We start from the raw sequence: 25,823 nt of genomic DNA, 5'->3' as shown, positions 1-25,823 counted from the left end.
CGTGTGCCCCGCCAGGCTCGGCGATTGACCTGGTGGGGTGCTGCGGTATCGTCGGCCGACCCCAGGCTGAACGAGGAGCGTGCACGTGTTCAACCGGACGAGTCTGCAGGCCGCTGCAGCCCTTGCGTCCATATCCCTGCTGTCCGGATGCGGTGTGTTTTCGGACAGTGAATCCGCCGGGGAGAAGAGAATTGTCGTAGGGACGACGAGTTCGCCCTCCACGCTCGATCCCGCGGCGTCGTGGGACAACTCCTGGGAGCTTTTCCGAAATGTCTTCCAGACGCTCGTGAGTTTCCCGACCGGCAGTACGACCCCGCAGAGCGACGCCGCCGACTGCAAATTCACGGACACGTCCAGCCGGGTCTTCGAGTGCACGCTCCGCGAAGGGCTGACCTTCTCCAACGGCCACAAGCTGGACGCCAAGGCGGTGCAGCACTCGATCGAGCGCATCCGGACCATCGACCACGAGGGCGGCCCCAACGGCATGCTGGGCTCCCTCCAGGCGGTCGAGACGGTCGGCGAGCGCCGCGTCGTCTTCCGCCTGAACCGGCCGGACGCGACCTTCCCCTTCGTCCTCGCCACCCCCGCCATGTCGCTGGTGGACCCGGCCGAGTACCCGGCCGACAAGCTCCGCACGGACGGGAAGATCACCGGTTCCGGCCCGTACGTCCTCGACTCCTACGAGGAGCGCAAGTCGGCCGTGCTCACCAAGAACCCCAGCTACAAGGGGTTCGCCGAGCACAAGAACAGCGCGGTGACCATCCGCTACTTCGACGAGTCCGAGGCGATGGTCACCGCCCTGAAGAAGAAGGAGATCGACGCCACCTACCGCGGTCTGACCGCCGCCGAGGTCGTCGAGCTCCAGGACGGCAACAACCCGGAGAACGAGTCCCTCCAGATCATCGAGTCCACCGGCGCCGACATCCGCTACCTGGTCTTCAACGCCACGGACGCCACCGTCGCCAAGCCGGCCGTCCGCAAGGCCATCGCCCAGGTCGTCGACCGCGAGGCGCTCGTCAGCACGGTCTACCAGGGCACCGCCGAGCCGCTGTACTCGATGGTCCCCAAGGGCATCGCCGCCCACACCACCAAGTTCTACGACCGCTTCGGCTCCCCGAGCGTCCCCAAGGCCAAGGCGCTGCTGCGCGAGGCGGGCATCACCGAGCCGGTCCAGCTGACCTTCGGGTACGCCACCGACCGGTACGGCTCCGCCACGGCGGCCGAGTTCGCCGAGCTCAAGCGGCAGCTGGAGGCCTCGGGCCTGTTCAAGGTCACCCTCGTCGGCAAGCCGTGGAAGGAGTTCCAGAACGGTTACCAGAAGGGCCAGTACCCCGTCTTCGGCCGCGGCTGGTTCCCCGACTTCCCGGACCCGGACAACTTCGTCGCCCCCTTCATGGGCAAGAAGAACGTCCTCGGCACGCCCTACGAGAGCCGCCGCATCACCGACGAACTGCTCCCGCAGTCGCGCCGCGAGAGCGATCGCGCGGCCGTCACGGACGAGTTCGTGGAGGCCCAGGAGATCATGGTCCGCGACGTCCGCCTGCTGCCCCTGTGGCAGGGCAAGCTCTACATCGCGGCCGGCGAGGACATCGGCGGCGGCGAGCGCGCCCTCGACCCGCAGACCGTCATGCAGCTGTGGGAGCTGAGCCGCCTGGCCAGCTGGTAGGAGGCGCGGGGACCGGCCCGCGGGACCGGTTGTCAGTGGCCCCCGGTAGGTTCCGTACCAGACACAGGGACGTCCACCGGAGGTTGTTGACCGTGACCGACACCAGCATGCTGCCCGAGTCCTGGCGGGACGTGCTCGGCGAGGAGCTGCGCAAGCCGTACTTCGCGCAGCTCACCGAGTTCGTCGAGGAGGAGCGGGCCAAGGGGCCGGTCTACCCGCCGAAGGACGAGGTCTTCGCGGCGCTGGAGGCCACCCCGTACGACCGGGTGAAGGTCCTGATCCTCGGTCAGGACCCCTACCACGGCGAGGGCCAGGGGCACGGGCTCTGCTTCTCCGTGCGGCCGGGCGTGAAGACCCCGCCCTCCCTGCGGAACATCTACAAGGAGATGCAGGCCGAGCTCGGCCACCCGATCCCGGACAACGGCTACCTGATGCCGTGGGCCCGGCAGGGCGTCCTGCTGCTCAACGCGGTGCTGACCGTCCGCTCCGGCGAGGCGAACTCGCACAAGGGCAAGGGCTGGGAGAAGTTCACGGACGCCGTGATCCAGGCCGTGGCCTCGCGGCCCGACCCGGCCGTCTTCGTGCTGTGGGGCAACTACGCACAGAAGAAGCTGCCGCTCATCGACGAGGAGCGGCACGTCGTGGTCAAGGGCGCCCACCCCTCGCCGCTCTCGGCGAAGAAGTTCTTCGGCTCGCGCCCCTTCACCCGGATCAACGAGGCCGTCGCCGCGCAGGGCCACGAGCCGATCGACTGGCGGATCCCGGACCTCGGCTGAGCCTCGGCCCGATCGGGGCCGGCTGCGGTTAGCGTCATGTCTTTCCGGGAGTGCGAGTGCGTGGAGGTCGCGGTGACCGAGCAGCGGCAGGTGGCGGACGACGGCGTCATGACCAGGATCGGGCAGGCCATGATGCTGCTCCACGGCGGTGACCGGGAGGAGGCCCGCAACCGCTTCGGGCTGCTGTGGGAGCAGATCGGCCCCGACGGGGACCCGCTGCACCGCTGCACCCTCGCCCACTACATGGCCGACGCCCAGGACGATCCCGGTGACGAGCTGGCCTGGGACCTCCGGGCGCTCAACGCGGCCGGTGAACTGGGGGAGGAGCGGCTCGCCGCCCACGACTCGGCGGTGGCGTTGCGGGCGCTGTACCCCTCCCTCCACCTCAATCTCGCCGCCGACTACCTGAAGCTCCAGCGGCCCGAGGCGGCCCGGCTCCATCTGGACCGGGCGCGCGCGGCCTCGGACGCGCTCGAGGACGACGGCTACGGCAACGGGGTACGGGCCGCCATCGACCGCCTGGAACGGCGCCTCCGCGGCGACTGACGGCCGGCCGGGCGGGGGCAGGAGCCTTACGACCCCCGGCAGATCCGCGCCTGATCGCTGCCGGGCGCCCACCCTCCGTACCGCTCGCCCAGTGCGCAGACCTCCGCCCGGGAGACCGGCGGAGCGATCGACGGCAGGGTTTCGGGCAGCTTCGGCGGATCGGGGAGGGCGGGCCGTCCGGGTGCGGGGCGCTCGGGCCGCCGCGGTGCGGGGGCGGAGCGTGGCGCCTCGGCGCGCGGCGACTGCCCGGCCCGGGGCGCGGGCCGTACGGACGGCGTGGCGCGTGGCGCGGGCGGGGCCGGCGGGAGCGCGGCTTCGAGAGCTTCGCGGGCCGGCCCTTCGACGAACTGCGGCGCCCCGCCCTGGGCGGGGCGGACGGCGTTCGCCGAGGCGGCGGGCGTGGGCGCGGGGGCCGGTGCGGGCGGCGGCGCGTCGACGGCGACGCAGCCCGCCAGGGCGGCCATCGCCGCCCCGGCCAGGATCTTCGCTGTGGTTCGGGTGTGCACCGCGCCACTCTGCTGGCAGGGGAGCGGTCTTCGCGCCCCTACCGGCGGGGAATGCCCCGCACGGGTGAGCGGCCGGTGGCCGTGCCTTGACCGGCCCACCGGGCGGGGCCCGGGGGTCAGTCTCCGGTGGCGCCGTCGATGCGCTCGCGCAGGAGGTCCGCGTGGCCGTTGTGGCGGGCGTACTCCTCGATCATGTGCAGGTAGATCCAGCGGAGGTTGTAGGTCCGGCCGTCGCGGCGCTTGCCCTTGCCGAAGTCGTCGAGGCCGTGCGCGGCCGCCAGCGTGCGCGCGTGGGCGATCTCTGCCTGCCAGGTGGCGTACGCCTCCTCGTACGTGTCGTCCTCGGTGGCGTGGATGTCCCGGTCGTAGTCCTCCTCCGTCGCGTAGATCCAGCCGGCCTCCTCGCCGGCGAGGACGTGACGGAACCAGCCGCGCTCGACCTCGGCCATGTGCCGGACGAGCCCGAGGAGGTTGAGGTCGGAGGGCGGGACGGAGGTGGTGCGCAGCTGGGCGTCGTCGAGCCCCTCGCACTTCATCGCGAGGGTCGCGCGATGGAAGTCGAGCCACTGCTCCAGCGCCTCGCGCTCGCCCGAGGTGGTGGACGGGTCGACGCGCGGGGTCGTTGCGGTGCGTTCGGTGGTCATGCCTGGCATCGTCCCCCATGATCGCGGGCCGTGCCACCGGTTTCCGGGCCGCCGAGCATGCCCCGCAGCAATTCCTGGAAACCGGTGCGCAGTTCGTCGGGGCCGGGCACGGCGGAGTGGAAGGAGCCGGCGGCGCAGGAGAACATCAGCCCCTCGCACCAGGCGATGAGCGAGAGCGCGTGCCGTTCCGGCGCGGGCGAGCCGGCCGCCGTCATCATCGCGATCACCGGCCCGCGGAAGGCCGATCCCGCCCGGTCGTAGAAGCCGCGCAGCTCCGGGCGGCGGGTGGCCTCCAGGGCGAGTTCGTACCGGGAGACCAGCAGCGGGCGGTGGTGGGTGAGATAGCGGTGGAGGGCCAGGGCGAGCGCGTCCGCGAGGGCCTCGGCGCCGGCGCCGGGCGGCGGCAGTTCGTGCGGGGCGATGACCCGGGCCTCCAGCTCCGCCTGGCGGCGGACGGCGGTCTCCAGGAGGGCCTGCCGGGTCCGCGCGTGGTTGGACGTGGAGCCCTGGGGCAGTCCGGCCCGCTCGTCCACGGCGCGGTGGGTGAGCCCGCGCATGCCGCGCTCCACGAGGAGCTCCAGGGCGGCGTCGCCGATCCGTTCGGCGCGGGAGGGGGACTCGCCGGAGGTGCGCGTACTCATGCGGCAGACCCTACTCACTACCGCCGGGACTACACCTGTAGTACGGTCGGAGTTACGGCATCACTACACCTGTAGTCCGAGGAGCAGTCATGGACCCGCACCGCGCCGCCACCCCCCGCGCCCTCGTCGTCGGGGCCGGCATCGGCGGACTCACCGCCGCCGTCGCCCTCCACCACGCCGGCTGGCGGGTCACCGTCCTCGAACGCGCCGCGAGCCTCGCCCCCGTCGGCGCCGGCATCGGACTCGCCCCCAACGCCCAGCGCGCCCTGGACGTCATCGGCCTCGGCGACCGCGTCCGCGACCTCTCCGCCTGGCAGGGCGACGGCGGCCTGCGCCGCCCCGACGGCCGCTGGCTCGCCCGCACCGACGCCCGGGCCGCCGCCGCCCGCTTCGGCGGCCCCCTCGTACTGCTCCACCGCGCCACGCTCGTCGAGATCCTCACCTCGGCGCTCCCCGGCGGCACCGTCCGCACCGGAGCCCCCGCGACCCTCACCGACCCCGGCGACGACCACCGGCCCGCCCGCCTCACCACCCCGGACGGCGAGACCGAGGCGGAACTCGTCGTCGCCGCCGACGGCATCCACTCCGCCACCCGGCGCACCCTCTTCCCCCGCCACCCCGGCCCCCGCTACTGCGGCCGCACCACCTGGCGGCTCGTCGTCCCCGCCCCCGCCCGGCCCTTCGCCCCGCACGAGACCTGGGGCGCCGGACGCCTCTGGGGCACCCAGCCCCTCAAGGACGGCCGCGTCTACGCCTACGCCATGGCCACCGCGCCCGCCGGAGCCCACGCGCCCGACGACGAGAGGGCCGAACTCCTGCGCCTCTTCGGCGACTGGCACCACCCGGTGCCCGAGCTCCTCGCCGCCGCCGACCCGGGCCGGGTCCTCCGCCACGACGTCCACCACCTGCCGGACCCGCTGCCCGCCTTCCACCGCGGCCGGGTCGCCCTCCTCGGCGACGCCGCCCACGCGATGATGCCCAGCCTCGGCCAGGGCGGGAACCAGGCCGTCGAGGACGCCGTCGTCCTGGCCCACCACGCCCGCCCCGGGGCCGGTTTCACCCCCGGCCGCGACCTCGCCGCCTACACCGCCGACCGGCTCCCGCGCACCACCGCCCTCGTCCGCGCCGCCGCCCGCACCGGAGCCCTCACCACGCTCTCCGCCCGCCCCGCCGTCGCCCTGCGCGACACGCTCGTCCGGGCCGTCTCCCGCTTCGGCCCCGGCCTCGTCCTGCGCGGCTTCGACGGCATCGCCGACTGGCACCCGCCCGTCACCCCCGGGCCTGCGCGCGTAAGCTGACCGGCGCGAACGGCCCGTACCCGCACGGTCCGCGCACCCGGACACAGCGACGAGGGAGACCCCGTGAAGGTTGGCTGCATCGGACTCGGCGACATCGCGCAGAAGGCCTACCTCCCGGTGCTCGCCACCCTCCCCGGAGTCGAACTCCACCTCCAGACCCGCACCCCGGCCACCCTGGAACGGGTGGCCGACAGCCTCCACCTGCCCGCCACCCGGCGCCACCACGACCTCGACTCGCTGCTCTCCGCCGGGCTCGACGCCGCCTTCGTGCACGCCCCCACCGCCGTCCACGCCGAGATCGCCGGCCGCCTCCTCGAAGCCGGCGTCCCCACGTACGTCGACAAGCCCCTCGCCTACGACTACGCCGACTCCGAGCGGATCGTGGACCTGGCCGGGAAGCGCGCCGTCAGCCTCGCCGTCGGCTTCAACCGGCGCCTCGCCCCGGCCTACGCCCAGTGCCTCGACCACCCGCGCGACCTGATCATCCTGCAGAAGAACCGGATCGGCCTCCCCGAGGACCCCCGCACCCTGGTCCTGGACGACTTCATCCACGTCGTGGACACCCTGCGCTTCCTCCTCCCCGGCGAGGTCGAGCACACCGACGTCCGGGCGCGCGTCCGCGACGGCCTCATGCACCACGTCGTGCTCCAGCTCTCCGGCGACGGCTTCACCGCCCTCGGCGTGATGAACCGGATGAACGGCTCCACCGAGGAGATCCTGGAGGTCTCCGGCCAGGACACCAAGCGCCAGGTCGTCAACCTCTCCGACGTCATCGACCACAAGGGCCAGCCGACCGTGCGGCGGCGCGGCGACTGGGTGCCCGTCGCCCGCCAGCGGGGCATCGAACAGGCCGTCCTGGCCTTCCTCGACGCCGTCCGCGAGGACCGGCTCCTCGACGCCCGGGACGCCCTGCTCACCCACGAACTGTGCGAGCGGATCGTCCGCGAGGCCCTGGCCCAGGCCTCCTGAACGCCCCCGCGCCCGCCGCCGCGCACACGGCGCCCACCACGGCGACCGCCCCGTACACCGGCCAGGCGCCCCACCGGACGTACGGCGTCGTCGCCGCCGAGAGCGGCAGCTCGCGGACGGCGGCCGCGCTCGCCTCCGTCCCCAGCGCCGGGCCGATCCGGCGCCCGTCCGGACCGTAGGCGGCGCTCACCCCGGTGAGCGTCGCGTGGACGACCGGCCGGCCCGTCTCCGCCGCCCGCAGCGCCCCGAGGGAGGCGTGCTGCTCCGGCGCCCAGCTCTCCTGGAAGGTGCTGGTCGCCGACTGGACCACCACGAGGCCGGCGCCCGCCCGTGCCAGCTGCCGGCTCATGTCCGGGAAGGCCGACTCGAAGCAGACCAGCGGTCCTACCCGCAGCGCCGGCCCTCCCACGGGGCTTCCCCCGGCGGCCGGCAGCGCCATGACGACCGGACCGGTGCCCCGGCGCCGGTCCTCCTCCGCCGCCCGGCCCACCGACGTCACCCAGCCCAGCAGCCCGCGCGCCGGGACGTACTCCCCGAACGGCACCAGCCGCGTCTTGTCGTACCGGACGCCGGTGGGACCCCCGGCGTCCACCAGGACCGCGCTCTTGAAGATGCCCGAACGGCCGGCCGCGCGGGCGTCCACGTTCACCAGGAGAGGCGCACCGGCGGCCCGCGAGAGCGCCCCCAGCCGGGCCGCGAGCTCCGGCCGGCCCGCCGGGTCCGCCCCCACCCCGCTCTCGCCCCACACCACCAGGTCGACGCGCTGCCCGGCGAGCGACCGGGTCAGCTCCCCGGCCCGCGCGAGCCGCCGCTCGGGCCCGTCCGGACCGCCGAACACCCCCGGTTGTACGAGCGCGACGCGCACCGTCCCCTCCGGGCGGGGCACCCCCGTGCCCCAGGCCGCCGCACTCGCCGCGAGCGCGCAGGCGGCGAGCCCCGCCACGCCCGGGACCCGCGCGCCCCGCACCGCCACCAGCAGGGCCAGGGCCGTGTTCACCGCCACCACCAGGAGGCTCACCAGCCACACCCCGCCGACCGAGGCGAGCCGCAGCGCGGCCGGCACCTCCCACTGGCTCGCGCCGAGCAGCCCCCACGGCCCGCCCAAGCCCTCCCAGGACCGCACCAGTTCGATCAGCAGCCAGCCGGACGGCACCGCGACCAGTGCCGTGAGCGCCCGGGGCGGTGCGGGAGAGCCGCCGAGCAGGGCGCGCACCAGCAGGCCCCACGGCAGCCACAACAGGCCGAGCAGCGCGGCGAGCGGGAGCAGGAAGACGTGCAGACCGGGCAGCAGCCAGTGGTGCACGGCGAGGACGAAGCCCGTGCCGCCCAGCCACCCGTCGAGCGCGGCGCGGCGCGGCCCCGGAGCCGTACGGAGCAGCAGCAGCCAGGGAACGAGGGCCGCGTACGCCCACCACCACAGGCCCGGCTCGGGGAAGGCGAGCGCGGGGAGCGCGCCGCAGCCGGCGGCGAGCAGCCCCCGCCCCGCCGCACGCGGGATCCGGTGCCGGAACGCGCGTGCGCCCTCCTCAGGAGGGACCGGGTGCCGCTGCCGGCCCGGGTGGGGAATCCGCATCGTGTCCTCCCGCCGTCGCCTCCAGTGTCCGACTCGGGGGCGGGGACCGGGAGCGCCGGCGGGACGGAGGACGGCCGGGTCGGACAGGCATCCCCCGCCGCTCAGTGGGGCCGGCGCCAGCGCTCCTCCACGACCACCGACCGCAGGCGCCAGCCGTCGTCGGTGCGCAGCGCGGTGAACGCGCAGCGGCCGCCGGCGACGCCCTCACCGGCGCCGTGCGGCAGGGGGCTCACGTAGTCGGCGCGGACCTCGGCGAGGTCGCCGCGCTCGGGGAACCCGCCGGCCGAGGGGAAGTGGAAGCGCCGGTTCACGATGAGGTGCGGGCGTACCGGAAAGCGGTCCGCCGTCTCGGCGAGCCAGTCGGCCACGGCGGCCGCGGGCCCCTCGATGCCGCCCGCCCCCCGGTGGTCCGCGCGTCCGTCGGGCGTGAACAGGGCGCGGTAGGCGGACCGGTCGCCGTCGTCCACCGCCGCCGCGTACCCGCTGATGAGGTCGTCGACGGCGAGCCGGTCCCGCAGGGCCGCCAGATCCACGCGCTGCGTCATCGGTTCAGTGTGGGCCGCCCCGCACCCGGGGCCAAGACCCGTGCGTACGGGAGTTCGGCCACCCCGGCCGCGGAGTCCGGGGCGGCGCGGCCGTCAGCCGGCGGACTCGCCCGCGTGCGGGCTCAGGACTCCCATGCCGACCAGGACGAAGAGGAGGATGCCGAGCAGGATCCGGTAGATCACGAACGGCATGAAGGACTTCGTGGTGATGAACTTCATGAACCAGGCGATCACCGCGTAGCCGACCACGAAGGCGACGACCGTGGCGAAGATCGTCGGCCCCCAGGAGACGTGCCCCTCGCCCGCGTCCTTCAGTTCGTACGCGCCCGAGGCGAGCACCGCGGGGATCGCGAGGAGGAAGGAGTAACGGGCCGCGGCCTCGCGGGTGTAGCCCATCAGCAGACCGCCCGAGATCGTGGCGCCGGACCGGGAGACGCCGGGGATCAGCGCCATCGCCTGGCAGACGCCGTAGATCAGGCCGTCCCGCACACCGAGGTCCTTCAGCGTCTTGCGCTCGCGGATGGCCCGGTGCCGCCCGCCGGCTTCGTCGCGGGCGGCGAGCCGGTCCGCGACCCCGAGGACGACGCCCATGACGATGAGGGTCGTGGCGATCAGCCGCAGGTCGCGGAAGGGACCCTCGATCTGGTCCTTGAGCGTGATGCCGAGGACGCCGATCGGGATCGAGCCGACGATGACCAGCCAGCCCATCTGGGCGTCGTGGTCGGAGCGCATCGCCTTGTCGGTGAGCGAGCGGAACCAGGCCGAGACGATCCGCGCGATGTCCTTGCGGAAGTAGATCAGGACCGCGGTCTCCGTACCGATCTGGGTGATCGCGGTGAAGGCCGCGCCCGGGTCGTGCCAGCCGGCGAAGGCCGCCGTGAGGCGGAGGTGCGCGCTGGAGGAGATGGGTAGGAACTCCGTCAGCCCCTGGACGAGTCCGAGGATGAACGATTCGAACCAACTCATGGGGCTAGGGCCGTCCCGTATGTACGTGTGCGGTCAGAAGGTCGAGCGCAGCGTACCGTCCCTAGGTGAACGCCCCGGTGATCAGGACGCGCCGGGCTCCACCGGCCCCGCCGTCGTCCAGCCGGGCGCCCGGACGTGGTGGCGCAGGCTGTCGCGGCCGGCCTCGCCGCCGCAGTGCGCGCAGACCAGACGGGGGCTCAGGACCTCGCCGCAGTCGTGTTCGAGGACCACCGGGCGGTCGTCGGCGTTGAGGTGGCGGTCGCCCCAGGCCATGAGCGTGACCAGGACCGGCTGGAGCTCCTCGCCGGCCGCCGTGGCCCGGTACTCGAAGCGCGGCGGGCGGTCGCTGTACGGCACCTTCTCCAGGATCCCGGCCTCGACGAGCCGCTTGAGGCGGGCCGTCAGGATGTCGCGCGGGGCGCCGGTGTTACGGGCGATCCGGTCGAAACGGCGGACGCCGAGCGAGACCTCGCGCAGCACGAGCAGGGCGTACTTCTCACCAACGAGGGCGAGGGTGTCGGCGATCGAGCAGGGGCGGGGAGCGGCCTTCATGGCCCCAGCCTAGGCCAGCACCCCGGAGAGGGTTTGAAAATCCAACGCGCCGGGATATGTTACCGACGCGTCCACATCCAGTTTTCCAACTCAGTCCCTCCGAGCCAGGAGCGCCCCATGCGTGACGCCGTCGTCGTCGAAGCCGTCCGGACCCCCGTCGGGAAGGGCAAGCCGGGAGGCGCCCTCTCCCACGTCCACCCCGTCGCCCTCCTCTCGCACACGCTGCGCGCCCTCATGGACCGCACCGGCCTCGATCCCGCCCTCGTCGACGACGTCATCGGCGGCACCGTCGACCAGGTCGGCGAACAGGCCATGAACACCACCCGCTACGCCTGGCTCGGGGCGGGACTTCCCGAGTCCGTGCCCGCCACCACCGTCGACCGGCAGTGCGGCTCCTCCCAGCAGGCCGTCCACTTCGCCGCGCAGGGCGTGCTCTCAGGGGCGTACGACATCGCCGTCGCCTGCGGCGTCGAATCCATGAGCCGGGTCCCCATGTGGTCCAACGTGCCGCCCGGCGCCGACCCCTTCGGCCCCGGGGTCGCCGAGCGCTATCCCGGAGGACTCGTCCCGCAGGGCATCAGCGCCGAACTCATCGCCGCCCGGTGGTCCCTCGGCCGCGAGGCCATGGACGACTTCGCCGCCGGCTCCCACGCCAAGGCGGCGCGGGCCTGGGAGGCGGGCCTCTTCGACGGCGAGGTCGTCCCGTACGGCCACGTCCGCCACGACGAATCCGTCCGGCCCGCCACCACCCCCGAGATCCTCGCGAAACTCCGCCCCGCCTTCGAGGACCCCACCTTCGCCGCGCGTTTCCCCGAGATCGGCTGGAGCGTCACCGCCGGCAACAGCAGCCCCGTCAACGACGGCGCCTCCGCCGTCCTCGTCATGGCGGCCGACACGGCCCGCACCCTCGGCCTGCGCCCCCTCGCCCGGCTCCACAGCTTCGCCGTCACCGGCTCCGACCCGCTCCTCATGCTCACCGGCGTCGTCCCCGCCACCGAGAAGGTCCTGCGGCGCGCCGGACTCGCCCTCGACGACATCGACCTCTTCGAGGTCAACGAGGCCTTCGCGAGCGTCGTCCTCGCCTGGCAGCGGGAGACCGGCGCCGACCCCGCCAAGGTCAACGTCCACGGCGGCGCCATCGCCCTCGGCCACCCCCTCGGAGCCAGCGGCACCCGCCTGACCACCACCCTCGTCCACGCCCTGCGGGCCCGGGGCGCCCGGTACGGCCTCCAGACCATGTGCGAGGCGGGCGGCCTCGCCAACGCGATGATCGTGGAGGCGCTCTGACGGGGAGCGGGGCGCGGGCCCGGGGGAGCGCCGCCGGGCCAGGGGCCGCGCGGGCGTCCGACGCCGTCCCCCGGTACAGGCGCGGCGGTACGGAGTCCGGCGCGGCGTCCCGCGAGGGGAGCCGTGGAGGTGGCGGCCCGCTGCGCCTCAGGGCGCGGTCAATCGTCGACCGCGTGCCGCGGCGCGCGCCCGTGGGCGCGTCTCCCGCCCGTGGGTACGCGTGTGCGCGCCCGGCGCCCCGAGGGATGCCGGGCAGGCGGGCCCCGTGCGACACGGGCGTCCCCCGGCGTCCTACCGTCGCGTCTCCGTACCCGCGCCCGCCAGAGAGGCCGTCGGCACGGCGACCCCCGGCAGGGACGGGGCAGGGGCGGCCGGGACTCCGCCGCGCCGGCGCGGGCCGCGGCGCAGACCCGCGCGCAGCTGGTGGCGCTTGCGCCAGGCGACGACCGCCGCCGCCAGGCCCGACAGGGTGATGAACCCGGCGGAGACGAGGAAGGCGGGTGAGCCCGGCGAGCCGGCCTGGGCGCCGGCGATCACGTAGGCCGCCGTGTTCGGCACGGTGCCGAGCCCCGTCGCCGCAAGGAACGGCACGTAACCCATCCGGGAGACCGCCGCGGCGTAGTTGGCCGCGGCGAACGGCACCCCCGGGAAGAGACGGATCGCCAGCATCGACCGGAATCCGTGGCGGCTGAGCTGGCCGTCCGCCGCCGTCAGCAGCCGGCCCCGCAGCAGCGGCCGCAGCGCGTCCTGCCCCAGGACCCGGCCGAGCGTGAAGGAGAGGCCCGCGCCGAGGACCGTCCCCGCCACCGCCGCCGTGAGTCCGGCGGCCGAGCCGAACAGCGCCCCGGCGGCCAGGTTGAGCACGGGACGCGGGACGAAGGCCGCCGTGCACGCCCCGTACGCGAGGGCGAAGAGGAGAACCGCGCCCGCCCCGGTGGCCTGCGGCGGCGGTCCCGAGGCCAGCAGCCGCTGCGGTTCGTACAGCACCACCAGGGTCGCCGCGCCGAGCAGTGTCAGAGCCAGCAGCGAGAGCCGGGAGCGGGGCGAGAGGAGGGCGCGCGAGCAGCGGACGGCGAGGGAGCCCGGCGGCCGGGGGACGGGAGCGAGCATCCGGGGAGCGTATCGGACCCGCCCGTATGATCGCCGTAACGTGCGTCATGTCCGGCCGGGCCCGGGGTCCGGAGCCCACCGCGACCGAGAGGGGCCCACGATGACCCGCCTGCCGACCGCCGCCGGTCCGGGGTCCGCGCTTCCCGGCGCCCCGGCGAGCGCGCTCGCCGACACGCTCCTCGACCGGCTCACCACCGTCTACCCGGCGGCCGGTGACCCCTTCCGGGCGCAGGAGATGGTCGCGTACATGAAGGGCGTCGTGCCCTTCCTCGGCATCCGCGCCCCCGCGCGCCGGGCGCTGTCCCGCACCGTCCTCGACGGCACCCCGCCGCCCGGCGAGAACGACTGCGCCGCCGTCGCGCTGCGCTGCTTCGCCCTGCCGGAGCGCGAGTACCACTACTTCGCCGTCGACTACCTCCGCCGTCACGTCCGCCGCTGCTCCCCGGCCTTCCTGCCCGTCGCGCGCCGGCTCGTCACCACCGACTCCTGGTGGGACACGGTCGACCACCTGGCCGCCCATGTCGTCGGCGGCCTCGTCGCCGCCGAGCCCGCCCTGGCGGCCGAGATGGACCGGTGGATCGAGGACGACGACCTGTGGGTCGCCCGCACCGCCCTCCTCCATCAGCTCCGCTTCAAGGACGCCACCGACGCGGACCGCCTCTTCGCCCACTGCCTGCGGCGCGCCGGCGACACCGACTTCTTCCTCCGCAAGGCGATCGGCTGGAGCCTGCGCGAGTACGCGAAGACCGCCCCGGCCGAGGTCCGCGCCTTCCTCACCGCCCACGGCTCCCGCCTCTCCCCGCTCTCCACCCGCGAGGCCCTGAAGAACCTGCCGCCGCTTCCGGGGGAGGGGCCGGTGTGATCACGCAGGGGACGCGCCTCACCGGCGTGTGCGACGGCTGCGGGGGCACTTCGGTCCGCGACGTCGGCCAGTTCTTCGACCGCGGTCTGCTCCGCTGGAGTGTCGAGGCGGGCTGCGAGGGCTGCGGGGACGGTTGGTGCGAGCAGGGGGGACCGGGCCGAAGACCCCGGAGGACATCCGGCAGGCTCTGCTGCGCGCGCACGGTGCCGCGCGCCTCCGCCTCGTCCCCGACGGCGCGCCGCAGGGCGTGCGCGTGCTCCTGGCCCTGCGCGAGGAGGGCGGCCTCGCCCTCGCCGACGCCCGACCGACAGCTGAGCGCCTCATGGCCGGCGGACTCGTCGGGACGTCCGTGGAAATGGAGGTGCTGGCGACCCGCCTGCGCGGGCGTGGTCTGGAGGCGGTCGTCCGGCCGGACGGCCCGTAAGGCGACCCCGCCCGTCCTTCGCCCCAACGCCGCGCGCACACTGGGGACATGACGTCAACTCAGCGACGGACGGCACTGGTGCTCGGGGCGGGCGGGCTCGTCGGGGCCGGCTGGGAGATCGGGGTGATACGGGGGCTCGGCGACGCCGGGATCGACCTCTGCGGCGCGGATCTGATCGTGGGCAGCTCGGCGGGCGCGGTCGTCGGGGTCCAGCTCGCCGCCGGCACCGCCGGACCGGAGGAGCTGTACGAGCGGCAGGTGGGCGACGAGGCCACCGAACCCGCCGTCCGGCTCGGCGCTTCCGCGTTCCTGCGCTACGCGTGGGCTGTCCTCACCTCCCGTACCCCCGAGGCGTACGGACGGGCCCTCGGCCGGCTCGCCCTCGGCGCCAGGACCGTGGACGAGTCGGTCCGCAGGGAGACGGTCGCGCGGCGCCTCGGCACCGCCACCGCCTGGCCCGCCCGCCCGCTGCGGATCACCGCCGTGGACGCGGAGAGCGGCGAACTCGCCGTCTTCGACGCGGACAGCGGCGTCCCCCTGGTCGACGCCGTCACCGCGAGCTGCGCCGTCCCCGGTGCCTGGCCGCCCGCAACGATCGGCGGTCGCCGCTACCTCGACGGCGGACTCCACTCCACCGCCAACGCCCACCTCGCCGCCGGGTACGAACGGGTCGTCCTCCTCGCCCCGAGCGCCCTGGGCACGAAGGTCCTGGCCTCCCCGGCCCGGCAGGGCGCCGAGCTGACCGCCTCGGGCGCGCTGGTCGAGGTCGTGACCCCCGACGCCGCCTCCCGTGCTGCCCTCGGCCGCAAGGCCCTCGACCCGGCCCACCGCGCCGCGGCCGCCCGCGCCGGGCGCGCCCAGGCGGGCGCCCACGCCGAGCGGATCGCCGCCCTCTGGACCGGCTGACGGCCCGTACGGCCCCGGCGGCACAATGGGACGGTGAACGAGCAGATTGCCGTCATCCGCGACGTCGACCAGGGCACCGCGCGCCTCATGCCCGACGTGGACCGGGAGCGGGCCTGGCTCCTGACGGTCGACGGCGCGCCCCAGTCGTACGTCGACCTCGACGCCCCCGACCACCTGGAGTTCGAGTACGCCCGCCGGCTCGGCCACCTCGTGGACACGCTGGCCGGCGAGGGCGCGCCGCTCGACGTCCTGCACCTGGGTGGCGGCGGGCTCACGCTGCCCCGGTACGTGGCGGTCACCCGGCCCGGCTCCCGTCAGGACGTCGTGGAGGCCGACCGGGGCCTGCTCGACCTGGTCGCCGAGCACCTGCCGCTGCCCGCCGGCTCCGGGATCACCGTGCACGCGGCGGACGCCCGCGCCTGGCTGGAGTCGGCGCCCGCCGCCTCCGCCGATCTCGTCGTGGGCGACGTCTTCGGCGGCTCGCGCGTCCCCGCGCACCTCACGTCGGTCGAGTACGCCCGCCACGTCCGGCGCGTCCTGCGGCCCGGCGGCGTCTACGCCGCCAACCTGGCCGACGGTTCGCCCTTCGCCTTCCTCCGCTCGCAGCTCGCCACCTTCGCCCGGGTCTTCCCCGAGCTGGCCCTGATCGCCGAACCGGGGGTGCTGCGCGGCCGCCGCTTCGGCAACGCCGTGCTCGTCGCCTCCGACCGGGCGGTCGACACCGCCCGGCTCACCCGGCGGACGGCGGCCGACGCCTTCCCCGCGCGCGTGGAGCACGGCCCGGCCCTGGCACGGTTCACCGGCGCCGCCGCGCCGGTCACGGACGCGGGGGCCGTCCCGTCACCCGTTCCCCGGGACGGAGCCTTCGGCATCGGCTGACGCCGGTACGGCGCCGCCGCCCGCGACCTCCTTGGTGTGCGGGCGGCGCGTCAGGTTCCGTACGTCCGGCACGAGCAGGACGAGCGCGGTGACCAGCGTCATCAGCGCCACCGCGCCCCACAGCGCCTCCCGCCGGCCGAAGGCCTCCTCCGCCGGTCCGGCGAGGGCCGTGGACAGCGGCAGCAGGGCGGTCGAGCCGAACCAGTCGTAGGCGGAGACCCGGGACAGCTTCTCCTCGGGGATCTCCTGGTGCATCGTCGTCATCCACGAGACGCCGAAGACCTCGATCGCCACCCCGCTGACGAACATGGCGAGGGTGAGCCCCGCCGCGTCCAGCGGCACGGCGAGGGCCGCCGAGGGCAGCGCGATCGGGAAGACGCACAGGGTGCCGACGAACAGCAGCCGGCGCGGTTTCCAGCGGGTCATCAGGACCGCGCCCGCCAGGGTTCCGACGCCGTACGCGGCGAGCGCGACGCCCCAGGGGCGCGCGCCGCCGAGTTCGTCCCGCGCCACCATCGGCCCGTACACCGCCTCGACGGCCCCGATCAGCGCCACCACGACGGAGAACTGGGCGACGATCGACCAGAGCCAGGGCCGGCCGATGAACTCGTGCCACCCCTCGCGGAGGTCGGAGAGCAGTCCGCCGCCGGGCGCCCGCTCCGGGATGCCGCTCACGTCGAGGAAGGCGCGCAGGGCGCCGGCGACGGCGAAGGCGAGCGCGTCGATGGCGAGGACCCAGCCGGGGCCGACGAAGGCGACCAGCGCGCCGCCGAGCGCCGCGCCGCCGATGCCGGCGCCGTGCATGGCCATCCGGTAGACGGCGAAGGCCCGCCCGGCCTGCTCCCCGCTCACGCTCGCCATGAGCATGCCCTCGGCCGCCGGGTTGAAGAAGGCCTGGCCGGCGCCGCAGAGGGCGGTGAGGACCATCATCTGCCAGATGCGGGCCTCACCGGTGATCACGAGGACGGCGAAGAGGGCCTGCGAGACGCAGTTGAGGGCGTTCGCGGCGACCATCACCCGGTGCCGGGGGAACCGGTCGGCCACCGCCCCGCCGATGAGCAGGAAGAGGACGAGCGGCAGGAAGCGGGCCATGGCCACCAGGCCGACGTCACCCGTGCCGCCCCCGGACTCGAAGACGGCCCAGGTGGTGGCGATCAGGGCACCGTGGGCACCCAGGTTCGTCGCGATGGTCGCGGCGGTCAGCAGCACGTAGTTGCGGCCGGCCCACGCGGGGCGCCGGGAGCGCGCCGGGGGGTGGCCGGGGGAGGCGGCGGGAGTGGTCACCCGGGGACTATCCCTGGCGGCCGCCCCTCCTGCCAAACCGATATCCGGACGGCGGGGCCGCCGCCGTCCGGGCGGGGCCCCGCCGCCGGGAGCCGGGGTCAGGACTCCGGCGCGAGCCGGACCGTGGAGAGGATCTTCTTGATCGTCTCGTCCGGCACCTCGTCCTTCACGCCGTCGGCCCCGTAGAGGACCCACGTCGAGAAGTCGCCCTTCGCGTTCTTGAAGGTGAAGGCGATCGACTTGCCGTCCGTCTCGCACTTGTTGCGCTTCTTCACGCCCGGCGCGAGCGCCGTCGACATGCTGCCCTTGAGCCCGGACGCCGTCGTGTACGGCACGGCCTTCGTGATCTTGATGATCTTCTGTGGCATGTGCTGCGCGTAGCCGCCCCACACCCACGTGCCGGCCTCGCTGAACGCCGCCTCGGAGGTGTTCTTGGCGCCCTGCCCGCCCTTCGTGCCGGCGGTGGCCAGGCCCCAGGTCTCGTCGGTGCCGTTCTTGTCGACGTCGTAGGTGCACCACTTGGTCTTCAGGTGGGTCGGCCCCGACATGGTGACCAGCGGGCTGCCGTCGTTCTTCTTCTCGTCCTCGAAGTAGGTGACCGAGCCCGGCTTGCTCACCTCCCACTCCGGCGGCACGTCGAAGAGGGTGCCGTACTTCGGGTTGTGGACGACCTTCCAGCCCGGGATCGTCGGCTGCTGCCCGGCCCCGTCGCGCGGATTGTCGACGGTCGGCGGGGGAGAGTCGGGCGTCTCCTCGCCGGGCGCCATGGTGGCGCTGGCGGACGGCTTGGGGTCCTGCGCGACCGGCTGCTTCTCGTCCTCGCCGCCGAGCACCAGATACCCCGTCACACCGGCGGCCACCACGACGGCGGTGGCGGCGGCGATCGCGACCAGGGTGGTCTGCTTCTTCTTCCCGTCACCGGGGCCGCCGGGCTGCACCGGGCCGGGCATCGCGTACTGCGGCACGGTCGGCTGCTGGTACGGGTTCGGCTGCGCGTACCCCGGCTGCTGCGGCTGCTGAGGGTATCCCTGCGGAGTGCCCGCCTGCGCGGGGTGTCCCGGCGGGGCCGGCTGCTGAGGGTAACCGGGCGGGCCCGGCTGCTGGGGCTGCTGCGGGTAGCCGGGCTGGGCCGGCGGCTGCTGATACGGGTTCGGCTGCTGGTATCCCGGCTGCTGGTACGGATTCTGACTCTGGTCCTGCGGGTTCTGCTCGCCCCCGGGCGGCTGCTGTCCTGGCCACATGGCCAGTAACCATAGAGGTGCGGAGGCGGCCCGGCCACGCCCGCCCCCGCACGCCCTCCGCGAGGGAGCCGCGCGAAGGGATGGCCAAGGCTCCTACTGGTGGGTAACATCGCGCTCCATGAGCGCAGACCAGATGTCCGTCGGCGAGATGCTCGCCGCCACGGTCCCCATGGCAGGAACCCTCAACCTCGAGTTCCTGGAGACCACCGCCGAACGCGCCGTCGTGCGCCTGCCGGACCAGCCCGCCTACCACAACCACGTCGGCGGCCCGCACGCCGGAGCCATGTTCACGCTGGCCGAGTCCGCGAGCGGTGCCATCGTGCTCGCGGCCTTCGGCGACCAGCTCCAGCGCGCCGTGCCCCTCGCCGTCAAGGCCGAGATCGGTTACAAGAAGCTCGCCATGGGCGTCGTCACCGCCACCGCCACCCTGGGCCGCCCGGCGGCCGAGGTCGTCGCCGAACTCGACGCGGGCGAGCGCCCCGAGTTCCCCGTCCACATCGAGATCACCCGCGCGGACGGCGCCGTGACCGGCGAGATGACGGTCGTCTGGACGCTCCGGCCGAACAGCTGATCCCGACGGAGGGCGGCGTACGTCCGATCCCGTACGGAACGACCCCCTCGGAGGCGGTCGGGGCGCGGCGCGAGGCCGTGGCCCGACCGCCTTCGCCGTGCCAAGGTGGACCTCGTGAACCTGGAAGACCTCGTCCGGCTGCGCCGGGCCCGCGACCGGATGGACCGTGAGTACGCGGAGCCGCTCGACGTGACCGCCCTCGCTCAGGGCGCGCACATGTCGCCCGGGCACTTCTCGCGCAGCTTCCGCGCCGCCTTCGGCGAGACGCCGTACAGCTACCTGATGACGCGCCGCGTCGAGCGCGCCAAGGCGCTGCTGCGCCGGGGCGACCTGTCGGTGACCGAGGTCTGCTTCGCGGTCGGCTGCACCTCGCTCGGTTCCTTCAGCACGCGCTTCACCGAGCTCGTCGGCGAGAGCCCCAGCGCGTACCGCGCCCGTGACCACGGGGACGCCGCCGCCCTCCCGGCCTGCATCTCGAAGATCCACAGCCGTCCCGTGAAGAACGGCGAGACGCGGACACCGCCCCTGGCCTGACGGGCGGGGGCGTCGCCGCGCCGACCGTGCCCGCCGCCCTTCCCCCGACCGGGTAGGCTGCCCCGGCGCGCCCCGGCGGTGCGCGCCGGTGCCCGCCCGTGACCACGGCCGGTGCCACGAAGGGGTGCCACGGCGCCCCGGTGAACACCGGAGACCGGGCGCCGGACACCGGACAGGAAGTCGAAACGGGAGGAAAGCGCGTTGCACGTCCAGGAATGGCTGGAGACGATCCCCCCGATCGCCGTCTACGTCCTCGTCGGTGTGGTGATCGGCCTGGAGAGCCTCGGCATCCCGCTCCCGGGCGAGATCGTGCTGGTCAGCTCGGCGCTGCTCGCCTCGCAGCACGGCGACATCAATCCGTACGTGCTCGGCGGCTGCGCCACGGCGGGCGCGATCATCGGGGACTCGATCGGCTACGCCATCGGCCGCAGGGGCGGCCGGCCGCTCCTCGCCTGGCTGGGGAAGAAGTTCCCCAGGCACTTCAGCGAGGCCAACATCGGCCTTGCGGAGCGCTCCTTCCAGAAGTGGGGCATGTGGGCGGTCTTCTTCGGCCGCTTCGTCGCCCTCCTGCGCATCTTCGCCGGACCGCTCGCGGGCGTCCTGCACATGCCGTACTGGAAGTTCCTCGTCGCCAACGTCTTCGGCGGCATCCTCTGGGCCGGCGGCACCACCGCCGTCATCTACTCGGTCGGCATCGTCGCCGAGGCCTGGCTCAAGCGTTTCTCCTGGCTCGGCCTCGTCCTCGCGGTGCTCGTCGGCCTGACCTCGATGCTCATCATCAGGAACCGGGCGAAGAAGGCGGCGGCGCAGCAGTCGGCCGCCGCCCCCGAGCAGCGGCCCGAGCCGGTGGCGGTCGGCGACTGACCGGCGTCCGGTACGGACGGAGGGCGGTACCCGGTGCCGGGTGCCGCCCTCCGTCACGTACGGGCCCGGAGGCGTACGGGTGCGCCGGGGTGCCGGTACGCGGGTGTACGGACACGGGTACGGCGCGGGCAGCGCCCCGCGCGCCCGGTGCGGGCCCCGGGGAGCCCTCTACCGCTCAGTCCCGGAACGCCTCGGCGTGGCCCTTGGCCAGGTCCAGGTACATCTCGGCGTTGAGCCGGATGCCCGCCCGCTCCTCCTCCGTCAGCGGACGGCGCACCTTCGCCGGGACGCCCGCGACCAGCGAGCCGGGCGGCACCTCCATCCCCTGGGGAACGAGCGCCTGCGCCGCCACCAGCGACCCGGCGCCGATCCGAGCCCCGTTGAGCACCGTCGCGCCCATGCCGACGAGCACGTCGTCCTCGATGACACAGCCGTGGACGGTGGCGTTGTGGCCGACGGTCACGCGGGCGCCGATGGTGACGGGGAAGCCGGGGTCGACGTGGACGGTGCAGTTGTCCTGGATGTTGGAGTCCTCGCCGACCACGATCGGACCGCAGTCCGCGCGCAGCACCGCGTGGTACCAGACGCTGGCCCGGGCGCCGAGCGTGACCTCGCCCAGGACCACGGAAGTGGGGGCGGTGAACGCGCTCGGGTCGACGCGCGGTTCCTTGCCGCCCACTGCCTTGATCAACGCCTCTGCCATGGTTCGCTCCTGATCGTCCGTGCGGTTGTCGCGCCGGGCGGCAGCCTATGCCGTGCCCATGACGGACATCACAGCGCACCGCACTGATCAGGTACGACGGTGCGGACTACCGTGGCCGGGTGCCCAGGAACAGAAACACGTTCTCCTCCCTCGCCGCCTGGCGGCGCCGGGTCGTCGCCCACGCCCTGCAGGGCGGTTGGCGCTGGGCGCAGCAGGCCGGCGCCGTCACGGCGGAGCACCCGGGACGGCTGCGGTTCCGGCGTCTCGGCGCGGGCACCCGGCTCGCCTTCCCGCAGGGCACGGTCTTCGGTGAGCGGTGGATCGAGATCGGCGAGTGCTGCATCATCGCCGAGCAGGTCACGCTGACGGCGGGCATGATGCCCGGCCTCGACCTGGGCACCGAGACGGTGCTGACGCTCGGGAACGGCGTCGTCCTCGGCCGGGGCAGCCACGTCATCGCGGACACGACCGTGACCATCGGCTCGGACACCTACTGCGGGCCGTACGTCTACATCACCTCCACCAACCACAGCTACGACGACCCCGACGAGCCCATCGGCCGCCAGTGGCCCCGGTCCGAACCCGTCTCCATCGGCCCCGGCTGCTGGCTCGGCACCGGTGCGGTGATCCTGCCCGGCGCCCGGATCGGCCGGAACGTCGTCGTCGCGGCGGGCGCGGTGGTACGCGGCGAGGTCCCCGACCACGCGGTGGTCGCGGGCGCCCCGGCGAAGGTGGTGCGCCGCTGGGACGCGGAGAACGGCTGGCAGCCGCCGCTGCGCACCCCCGCCCCGGTCCCGCTGCCGGCGGACGTGACACCCGAACAGCTCGCCGCCCTGGCGGCCTGGGAGGTCGAGCAGGCGGCCGGCGCCTCCTCGTAGCCACCGGACGGCTCCCGAGCGGGCCCCCGGGAGCCGCTTGCTTCCTAGCCGGTGGCCAGGAGGACCGTGCCCACCAGGGCGAGGCCCGCGCCCGCCGCCTGGACCGCGCGGAGCCGTTCCTTCAGGACGGCGCGGGCGGCGAGGGCCGTGACCACCGGGTAGAGGCTGGCGAGTACGGCGGCGACCGTGACCGGCCCCTGCTGGGCGGCGACGGCGTACGTACCGTTGGCGGCGACGTCCGCGAGGCCGACGAAGGCCAGGGCCGGGAGTGCCGCGCGGATCACGCCGGGGCCCTCCTGCGGCAGGGCGCGGCCGCCGCGCCGCACCGAGGCGGCGAGGGCGGCGCCGCCCACCAGGACGTTGGTGACGCGCTGGACGAACAGCGCGAGGAAGAGGCCCGTGACGGTGGTGGAGGCCTCCGCGATGAGGGCCATCACGGAGCCGAAGCCGAACGCCGCGACCAGGGTGAGCAGCACCGCCTGCCGCCGGACCGGCGCCCCGCGCAGTTCCGGGCCGCCCGCGAGGACGACGCCGGCGACCGCCACGCCGATCCCGGCGAACTGGAGGACGCCCGGCCGGTCGCCGAGGAGCAGACCCACCGAGACGGGTACGACGACACCGAGCGAGCCGAGCGGCGAGACCACGCCCATGGGGCCGAGGGCGAGCGCCTTGTAGAAGGCGAGCATGGCGGCCGGACCGACCACACCGGCCGCCACGGCGTACCAGAGGCCCGGACCCGCCTCGGTCCAGGCGCCCGTGGCGAGGACCACGGCGCCGAGCACGATCACGGCCAGGACCTGGGAGACCACGACCACCGTGAGGGCGGGGATCCGGCGCGTGAGGAGACCCCCGCCGAAGTCGGCAAGCCCCCACAGGAGGCTCGTGGCCAGGGCGAACAGGGCGGTCATGCTTCCTCGCAGGGTGGGGTGCGGGCCGGTGCGGGCACGGGGCGGCGGCCCGGGGCAGGGCAGTACAGTGCAGTGAACGATCGGGGGCACTCCACCGTAGTTCAATCTGTTGAACTCTGTCATCCAAAATATTGGACGGAATGTGTCGGACCTCGACCAGCTCACGCAGTCGCTCGCCCGGAACCTGAAGCGCTGGCGCAACGAGCGGGGCTTCACGCTCGACGCCCTCGCCGCCCGGGCCGGTGTCAGCCGGGGCATGATCATCCAGATCGAGCAGGCCCGGACGAACCCCAGCGTCGGCACCACCGTGAAGCTCGCCGACGCCCTCGGCGTCTCGATCACGACCCTCCTCGACCACGAGCAGGGCCCCCAGGTCCGGATCGTCCCGCCGGACCAGGCCGTCCGCATGTGGTCCACCCCCGCCGGCAGCAGCACCACCCTCCTCGTCGGCACCGAGGCGCGCGGCCCGCTGGAGCTGTGGTCGTGGACCCTCATGCCGGGCGACGTCAGCGCCTCCGATCCGCACCCCGAGGGCACGACCGAGCTCCTGCACGTCACGGCCGGGACGCTCACCCTCGTCGTGGACGGCCAGGAACACCGGATCCCCGCCGGGTCCTCCGCCGTCTTCGAGGCCAACGCGCCCCATGCGTACCGCAACGACGGCGACGAGCCGGCCACCCTGACCATGGCCGTCTCCATCCCGCCGGTGCGCCGGGCCGCCCCGCCCACCCGCTGAGACGCCCGGGCACGCGGCCCGGCGGCCTTGCTAGCGTGCCCGCATGCGCGCACCCATCGGAGACTTCGACCGGGCCCTGCCCGCCCCCGAGTGCCTGGAGCTCCTCACCGAGCCCGTCGCCGCCGCCGTCCGCGCCTGGACGGGCAGCGTCCCCGCCGGGCAGCTGCTGTACGTGGACACCGACCCGGACATCGCGGACACCGCCGTCTTCGTCGAGCACCACGGGGCCGGACTGCTGGACGCCTCGGCCAACTGCGTGGTCCTCACCGGGAAACGCGGCGAGAGCACGACCCTGGCGGCCTGTGTCGTGAAGTCGGCCACCCGCGTCGACGTGAACGGCGTCGCCCGCAAGCACCTCGGTGCCCGCAAGGCCAGCTTCGCGCCGATGGACACCGCGACCGGCGAGTCCGGGATGGAGTACGGCGGGATCACCCCGATCGGCCTGCCGGCGGCCTGGCCGGTCCTCGTGGACGCGACCGTCGTCGACACCCCGTGGGTGCTCATCGGCAGCGGCCGGCGCCGCGGCAAGCTCATCGTGCCGGGCAAGGCCCTCGCGGACCTGCCCGGCGCCGTCGTCCTCGAAGGCCTCGGCGTCCCCGCCGCCTGACCGCCCGCCCCGCGAGCGGCCGGGCCCGGGCTCAGCCCAGCCGGGGGATCTCGATGGCCGGGCAGCGGTCCATCACCATGTCCAGCCCGGCCGCCCGGGTCCGGGCGTACGCCTCCTCGTCGACGACGTCCAGCTGGAACCAGACGGCCTTCGCGCCCACCGCCACCGCCTCGTCCGCGATCCCGCCGGCCAGCTCGCTGTTGACGAACACGTCGACCACGTCCACCGGGAAGGGGACGTCCGCGAGGGACGCGTACCCCTGCTCGCCGTGGACCGTCTCCGCCTTCGGATGCACCGGAACGATCCGCTTCCCGAACCGCTGGAGCACGGCCGCCACCTGGTAGGCGGCCCGGGAACGGTTCGAGGAGAGGCCCACGATCGCCCAGGTGTCCCCGGACTCGGTCAGGATCCTGCGGACGGTGTCCGACTCGGTGGTCGTGGTCTCGACGCTCATCGCCGTGCCTTCTCTCGCTCGGAAGTGCTGTCACCCGCGTCAACGAGCCGCCACGGCGCGTGATTCCCGCCGGCCGCACCCGCCACCGCGCCCCCACCGTGCCACCCGCCCCGTCACCGCCGGGTCACCCGCCGCTCCGGCCGCCGGGGACCGGCCGGAGCGGAGGAACGTAGGCTGGCGGGATGCAGGAGCAGTACCGCACCCTCGCCCGCGAAGGTGTCCACGAGACCGAGATCAACCGCTCGCGCTTCCTCTGCGCGCTCGCGCCCGTCGCCGACGAGCGGGAGGCGCAGGAGTTCGTGGCCCGGGTCCGCAGGGAGCACCCGACCGCCACCCACAACTGCTTCGCGTACGTCCTCGGCGCCGACGCCTCCGTCCAGAAGGCCAGTGACGACGGCGAGCCGGGCGGCACCGCCGGCGTCCCCATGCTCCAGATGCTGCTGCGCCGCGAGATGCGGTACGTCGCCGCCGTCGTCACCCGGTACTACGGCGGCGTGAAGCTCGGGGCCGGCGGGCTCATCCGCGCGTACGGCGGCGTGGTCGGCGAGGCCCTCGACGCGCTCGGCACCCTCACCCGGCAGCGCTTCCGGCTCGCCACCGTCACCGTCGACCACCAGCGGGCCGGAAAACTGGAGAACGACCTGCGGGCCACCGGCCGCGCCGTCCGTGACGTCCGGTACGCCGACGCCGTCACGCTGGAGATCGGCCTCCCCGAAGCCGACGTCCCCGCCTTCCGCGCCTGGCTCGCCGACGCCACCGCCGGCACCGCCACCTGCGAACTCGGCGGCGAGGCGTACGGGGACGCCTGAGCGGAGCCGGGACCGGACGGAAGTACGGGACCCGGCACACCCACGCCTCCCGCCGGGTTAGCGTGGAGGCCGCACACGACGGGA

Annotated in this window: 30 protein-coding genes; 17 read left to right on the top strand and 13 right to left on the bottom strand. The window is 74.4% G+C overall.

Annotation, left to right across the window (positions count from 1 at the left end; translation table 11 throughout):
• The first annotated feature begins 85 nt into the window (after positions 1 to 85).
• The 3 genes from ABTY40_RS06745 (at position 86) to ABTY40_RS06735 (ending at position 2,988) form a co-directional block, all read left to right on the top strand.
• Positions 86 to 1,666 (top strand): ABC transporter substrate-binding protein, encoded by a 1,581-nt coding sequence (locus ABTY40_RS06745; protein WP_345286467.1) that lies wholly within the window; start codon positions 86 to 88, stop codon positions 1,664 to 1,666.
• 92 nt (positions 1,667 to 1,758) lie between these two features.
• Complete coding sequence (locus ABTY40_RS06740; RefSeq protein WP_352058505.1) at positions 1,759 to 2,442, top strand: uracil-DNA glycosylase; 684 nt, start codon at positions 1,759 to 1,761, stop codon at positions 2,440 to 2,442.
• A 108-nt stretch (positions 2,443 to 2,550) separates the two neighbouring features.
• Positions 2,551 to 2,988, top strand: a complete 438-nt coding sequence (locus ABTY40_RS06735; protein ID WP_502990507.1) for a hypothetical protein — start codon at positions 2,551 to 2,553, stop codon at positions 2,986 to 2,988.
• 26 nt (positions 2,989 to 3,014) lie between these two features.
• On the opposite strand, the gene ABTY40_RS06730 is transcribed toward ABTY40_RS06735, so the two are convergent.
• The 3 genes from ABTY40_RS06730 to ABTY40_RS06720 all read right to left on the bottom strand — a co-directional run bounded on the left by ABTY40_RS06730 (position 3,015) and on the right by ABTY40_RS06720 (position 4,779).
• Positions 3,015 to 3,494, bottom strand: a complete 480-nt coding sequence (locus tag ABTY40_RS06730) for a hypothetical protein (protein ID WP_352058504.1) — start codon at positions 3,492 to 3,494, stop codon at positions 3,015 to 3,017.
• A gap of 116 nt (positions 3,495 to 3,610) precedes the next feature.
• Entirely contained in the window at positions 3,611 to 4,147 is a 537-nt protein-coding gene (locus ABTY40_RS06725; RefSeq protein ID WP_352058503.1) for a DinB family protein, read from the bottom strand.
• The gene (locus tag ABTY40_RS06720; RefSeq protein ID WP_352058502.1) at positions 4,135 to 4,779 is read right to left on the bottom strand and encodes a TetR/AcrR family transcriptional regulator; all 645 of its coding nucleotides are present in this window, start codon (positions 4,777 to 4,779) and stop codon (positions 4,135 to 4,137) included. Before ABTY40_RS06720 ends, ABTY40_RS06725 begins: the two co-directional genes overlap by 13 nt.
• A gap of 89 nt (positions 4,780 to 4,868) precedes the next feature.
• Between ABTY40_RS06720 and ABTY40_RS06715 the strand changes: the two genes are divergently transcribed.
• Positions 4,869 to 6,077 carry an FAD-dependent monooxygenase gene (locus tag ABTY40_RS06715; RefSeq protein WP_352058501.1) on the top strand — a complete coding sequence of 403 codons (1,209 nt, stop codon included), beginning with the start codon at positions 4,869 to 4,871 and terminating at the stop codon, positions 6,075 to 6,077.
• 63 nt (positions 6,078 to 6,140) lie between these two features.
• Positions 6,141 to 7,046: a Gfo/Idh/MocA family protein gene (locus ABTY40_RS06710; protein WP_352058500.1), complete on the top strand. Its 906-nt coding sequence runs from the start codon at positions 6,141 to 6,143 to the stop codon at positions 7,044 to 7,046.
• Here ABTY40_RS06710 and lnt read toward each other — a convergent pair.
• The 4 genes from lnt to ABTY40_RS06690 all read right to left on the bottom strand — a co-directional run bounded on the left by lnt (position 6,991) and on the right by ABTY40_RS06690 (position 10,682).
• Positions 6,991 to 8,619, bottom strand: a complete 1,629-nt coding sequence (gene lnt / locus ABTY40_RS06705; RefSeq protein WP_352058499.1) for an apolipoprotein N-acyltransferase — start codon at positions 8,617 to 8,619, stop codon at positions 6,991 to 6,993. The two genes, ABTY40_RS06710 and lnt, sit on opposite strands and share 56 nt — an antisense overlap.
• Before the next feature lie 101 nt (positions 8,620 to 8,720).
• A complete protein-coding gene (locus ABTY40_RS06700) occupies positions 8,721 to 9,164 on the bottom strand; it encodes a nuclear transport factor 2 family protein (protein ID WP_352058498.1) in 444 nt (147 codons plus the stop codon).
• 93 nt (positions 9,165 to 9,257) lie between these two features.
• Positions 9,258 to 10,130 (bottom strand): undecaprenyl-diphosphate phosphatase, encoded by an 873-nt coding sequence (locus tag ABTY40_RS06695; protein ID WP_345286450.1) that lies wholly within the window; start codon positions 10,128 to 10,130, stop codon positions 9,258 to 9,260.
• Positions 10,131 to 10,211: 81 nt separating this feature from the next.
• Positions 10,212 to 10,682, bottom strand: coding sequence for a winged helix-turn-helix transcriptional regulator (locus ABTY40_RS06690; RefSeq protein ID WP_309056615.1), 471 nt, complete (start codon positions 10,680 to 10,682; stop codon positions 10,212 to 10,214).
• A 117-nt stretch (positions 10,683 to 10,799) separates the two neighbouring features.
• Here ABTY40_RS06690 and ABTY40_RS06685 point away from each other — a divergent pair, with 117 nt between their 5' ends.
• Positions 10,800 to 11,969: a thiolase family protein gene (locus ABTY40_RS06685; RefSeq protein WP_352058497.1), complete on the top strand. Its 1,170-nt coding sequence runs from the start codon at positions 10,800 to 10,802 to the stop codon at positions 11,967 to 11,969.
• Between the two features lie 291 nt (positions 11,970 to 12,260).
• Here ABTY40_RS06685 and ABTY40_RS06680 read toward each other — a convergent pair whose 3' ends face one another.
• Complete coding sequence (locus ABTY40_RS06680; protein WP_352058496.1) at positions 12,261 to 13,079, bottom strand: TVP38/TMEM64 family protein; 819 nt, start codon at positions 13,077 to 13,079, stop codon at positions 12,261 to 12,263.
• Positions 13,080 to 13,179: 100 nt separating this feature from the next.
• Between ABTY40_RS06680 and ABTY40_RS06675 the strand changes: the two genes are divergently transcribed.
• The 4 genes from ABTY40_RS06675 (at position 13,180) to ABTY40_RS06660 (ending at position 16,150) form a co-directional block, all read left to right on the top strand.
• Positions 13,180 to 13,941 (top strand): DNA alkylation repair protein, encoded by a 762-nt coding sequence (locus ABTY40_RS06675; RefSeq protein WP_352058495.1) that lies wholly within the window; start codon positions 13,180 to 13,182, stop codon positions 13,939 to 13,941.
• A 136-nt stretch (positions 13,942 to 14,077) separates the two neighbouring features.
• The gene (locus ABTY40_RS06670; RefSeq protein ID WP_352058494.1) at positions 14,078 to 14,365 is read left to right on the top strand and encodes a hypothetical protein; all 288 of its coding nucleotides are present in this window, start codon (positions 14,078 to 14,080) and stop codon (positions 14,363 to 14,365) included.
• 48 nt (positions 14,366 to 14,413) lie between these two features.
• Positions 14,414 to 15,271: a patatin-like phospholipase family protein gene (locus ABTY40_RS06665; protein ID WP_352058493.1), complete on the top strand. Its 858-nt coding sequence runs from the start codon at positions 14,414 to 14,416 to the stop codon at positions 15,269 to 15,271.
• Between the two features lie 33 nt (positions 15,272 to 15,304).
• Positions 15,305 to 16,150, top strand: coding sequence for a spermidine synthase (locus tag ABTY40_RS06660; protein ID WP_352058492.1), 846 nt, complete (start codon positions 15,305 to 15,307; stop codon positions 16,148 to 16,150).
• On the opposite strand, the gene ABTY40_RS06655 is transcribed toward ABTY40_RS06660, so the two are convergent.
• Positions 16,112 to 17,434 carry an MFS transporter gene (locus tag ABTY40_RS06655; protein ID WP_352058491.1) on the bottom strand — a complete coding sequence of 441 codons (1,323 nt, stop codon included), beginning with the start codon at positions 17,432 to 17,434 and terminating at the stop codon, positions 16,112 to 16,114. The genes ABTY40_RS06660 and ABTY40_RS06655 overlap by 39 nt on opposite strands.
• A gap of 98 nt (positions 17,435 to 17,532) precedes the next feature.
• Complete coding sequence (locus ABTY40_RS06650) at positions 17,533 to 18,675, bottom strand: DUF8017 domain-containing protein (RefSeq protein ID WP_352058490.1); 1,143 nt, start codon at positions 18,673 to 18,675, stop codon at positions 17,533 to 17,535.
• Positions 18,676 to 18,808: 133 nt separating this feature from the next.
• On the opposite strand from ABTY40_RS06650, the gene ABTY40_RS06645 reads away from it, so the two are divergent.
• The 3 genes from ABTY40_RS06645 to ABTY40_RS06635 all read left to right on the top strand — a co-directional run bounded on the left by ABTY40_RS06645 (position 18,809) and on the right by ABTY40_RS06635 (position 20,644).
• Positions 18,809 to 19,246: a DUF4442 domain-containing protein gene (locus ABTY40_RS06645; protein WP_345286576.1), complete on the top strand. Its 438-nt coding sequence runs from the start codon at positions 18,809 to 18,811 to the stop codon at positions 19,244 to 19,246.
• A 114-nt stretch (positions 19,247 to 19,360) separates the two neighbouring features.
• On the top strand, positions 19,361 to 19,780 hold the full coding sequence (locus tag ABTY40_RS06640; protein ID WP_352058489.1) for a helix-turn-helix domain-containing protein: 420 nt from the start codon (positions 19,361 to 19,363) through the stop codon (positions 19,778 to 19,780).
• A 201-nt stretch (positions 19,781 to 19,981) separates the two neighbouring features.
• Positions 19,982 to 20,644, top strand: coding sequence for a DedA family protein (locus tag ABTY40_RS06635; protein WP_352058488.1), 663 nt, complete (start codon positions 19,982 to 19,984; stop codon positions 20,642 to 20,644).
• Positions 20,645 to 20,819: 175 nt separating this feature from the next.
• Here the strand turns inward: ABTY40_RS06635 and ABTY40_RS06630 are convergent, their stop codons facing one another.
• Positions 20,820 to 21,347, bottom strand: a complete 528-nt coding sequence (locus ABTY40_RS06630) for a gamma carbonic anhydrase family protein (protein WP_352058487.1) — start codon at positions 21,345 to 21,347, stop codon at positions 20,820 to 20,822.
• A gap of 119 nt (positions 21,348 to 21,466) precedes the next feature.
• On the opposite strand from ABTY40_RS06630, the gene ABTY40_RS06625 reads away from it, so the two are divergent.
• Positions 21,467 to 22,225, top strand: a complete 759-nt coding sequence (locus ABTY40_RS06625; RefSeq protein ID WP_352058486.1) for an acyltransferase — start codon at positions 21,467 to 21,469, stop codon at positions 22,223 to 22,225.
• A gap of 44 nt (positions 22,226 to 22,269) precedes the next feature.
• Here ABTY40_RS06625 and ABTY40_RS06620 read toward each other — a convergent pair whose 3' ends face one another.
• On the bottom strand, positions 22,270 to 23,133 hold the full coding sequence (locus ABTY40_RS06620; protein ID WP_352058485.1) for an EamA family transporter: 864 nt from the start codon (positions 23,131 to 23,133) through the stop codon (positions 22,270 to 22,272).
• Positions 23,134 to 23,275: 142 nt separating this feature from the next.
• On the opposite strand from ABTY40_RS06620, the gene ABTY40_RS06615 reads away from it, so the two are divergent.
• The gene (locus ABTY40_RS06615; protein ID WP_352058484.1) at positions 23,276 to 23,869 is read left to right on the top strand and encodes a helix-turn-helix domain-containing protein; all 594 of its coding nucleotides are present in this window, start codon (positions 23,276 to 23,278) and stop codon (positions 23,867 to 23,869) included.
• Between the two features lie 43 nt (positions 23,870 to 23,912).
• Positions 23,913 to 24,476, top strand: coding sequence for a YbaK/EbsC family protein (locus ABTY40_RS06610; protein ID WP_352058483.1), 564 nt, complete (start codon positions 23,913 to 23,915; stop codon positions 24,474 to 24,476).
• 31 nt (positions 24,477 to 24,507) lie between these two features.
• Here ABTY40_RS06610 and ABTY40_RS06605 read toward each other — a convergent pair whose 3' ends face one another.
• The gene (locus tag ABTY40_RS06605; RefSeq protein ID WP_345286420.1) at positions 24,508 to 24,930 is read right to left on the bottom strand and encodes a CoA-binding protein; all 423 of its coding nucleotides are present in this window, start codon (positions 24,928 to 24,930) and stop codon (positions 24,508 to 24,510) included.
• A 182-nt stretch (positions 24,931 to 25,112) separates the two neighbouring features.
• Here ABTY40_RS06605 and ABTY40_RS06600 point away from each other — a divergent pair, with 182 nt between their 5' ends.
• Positions 25,113 to 25,739 carry a YigZ family protein gene (locus ABTY40_RS06600; protein ID WP_352058482.1) on the top strand — a complete coding sequence of 209 codons (627 nt, stop codon included), beginning with the start codon at positions 25,113 to 25,115 and terminating at the stop codon, positions 25,737 to 25,739.
• Positions 25,740 to 25,823 lie beyond the last annotated feature (84 nt).

This window comes from Streptomyces sp. NPDC126503 (assembly GCF_040302405.1).
Taxonomy (GTDB): Bacteria; Actinomycetota; Actinomycetes; order Streptomycetales; family Streptomycetaceae; genus Streptomyces; species Streptomyces gulbargensis.
The sequence above is the reverse complement of the archived record's forward strand: the minus strand, read 5'-3'. Positions and strand labels throughout refer to the sequence as shown.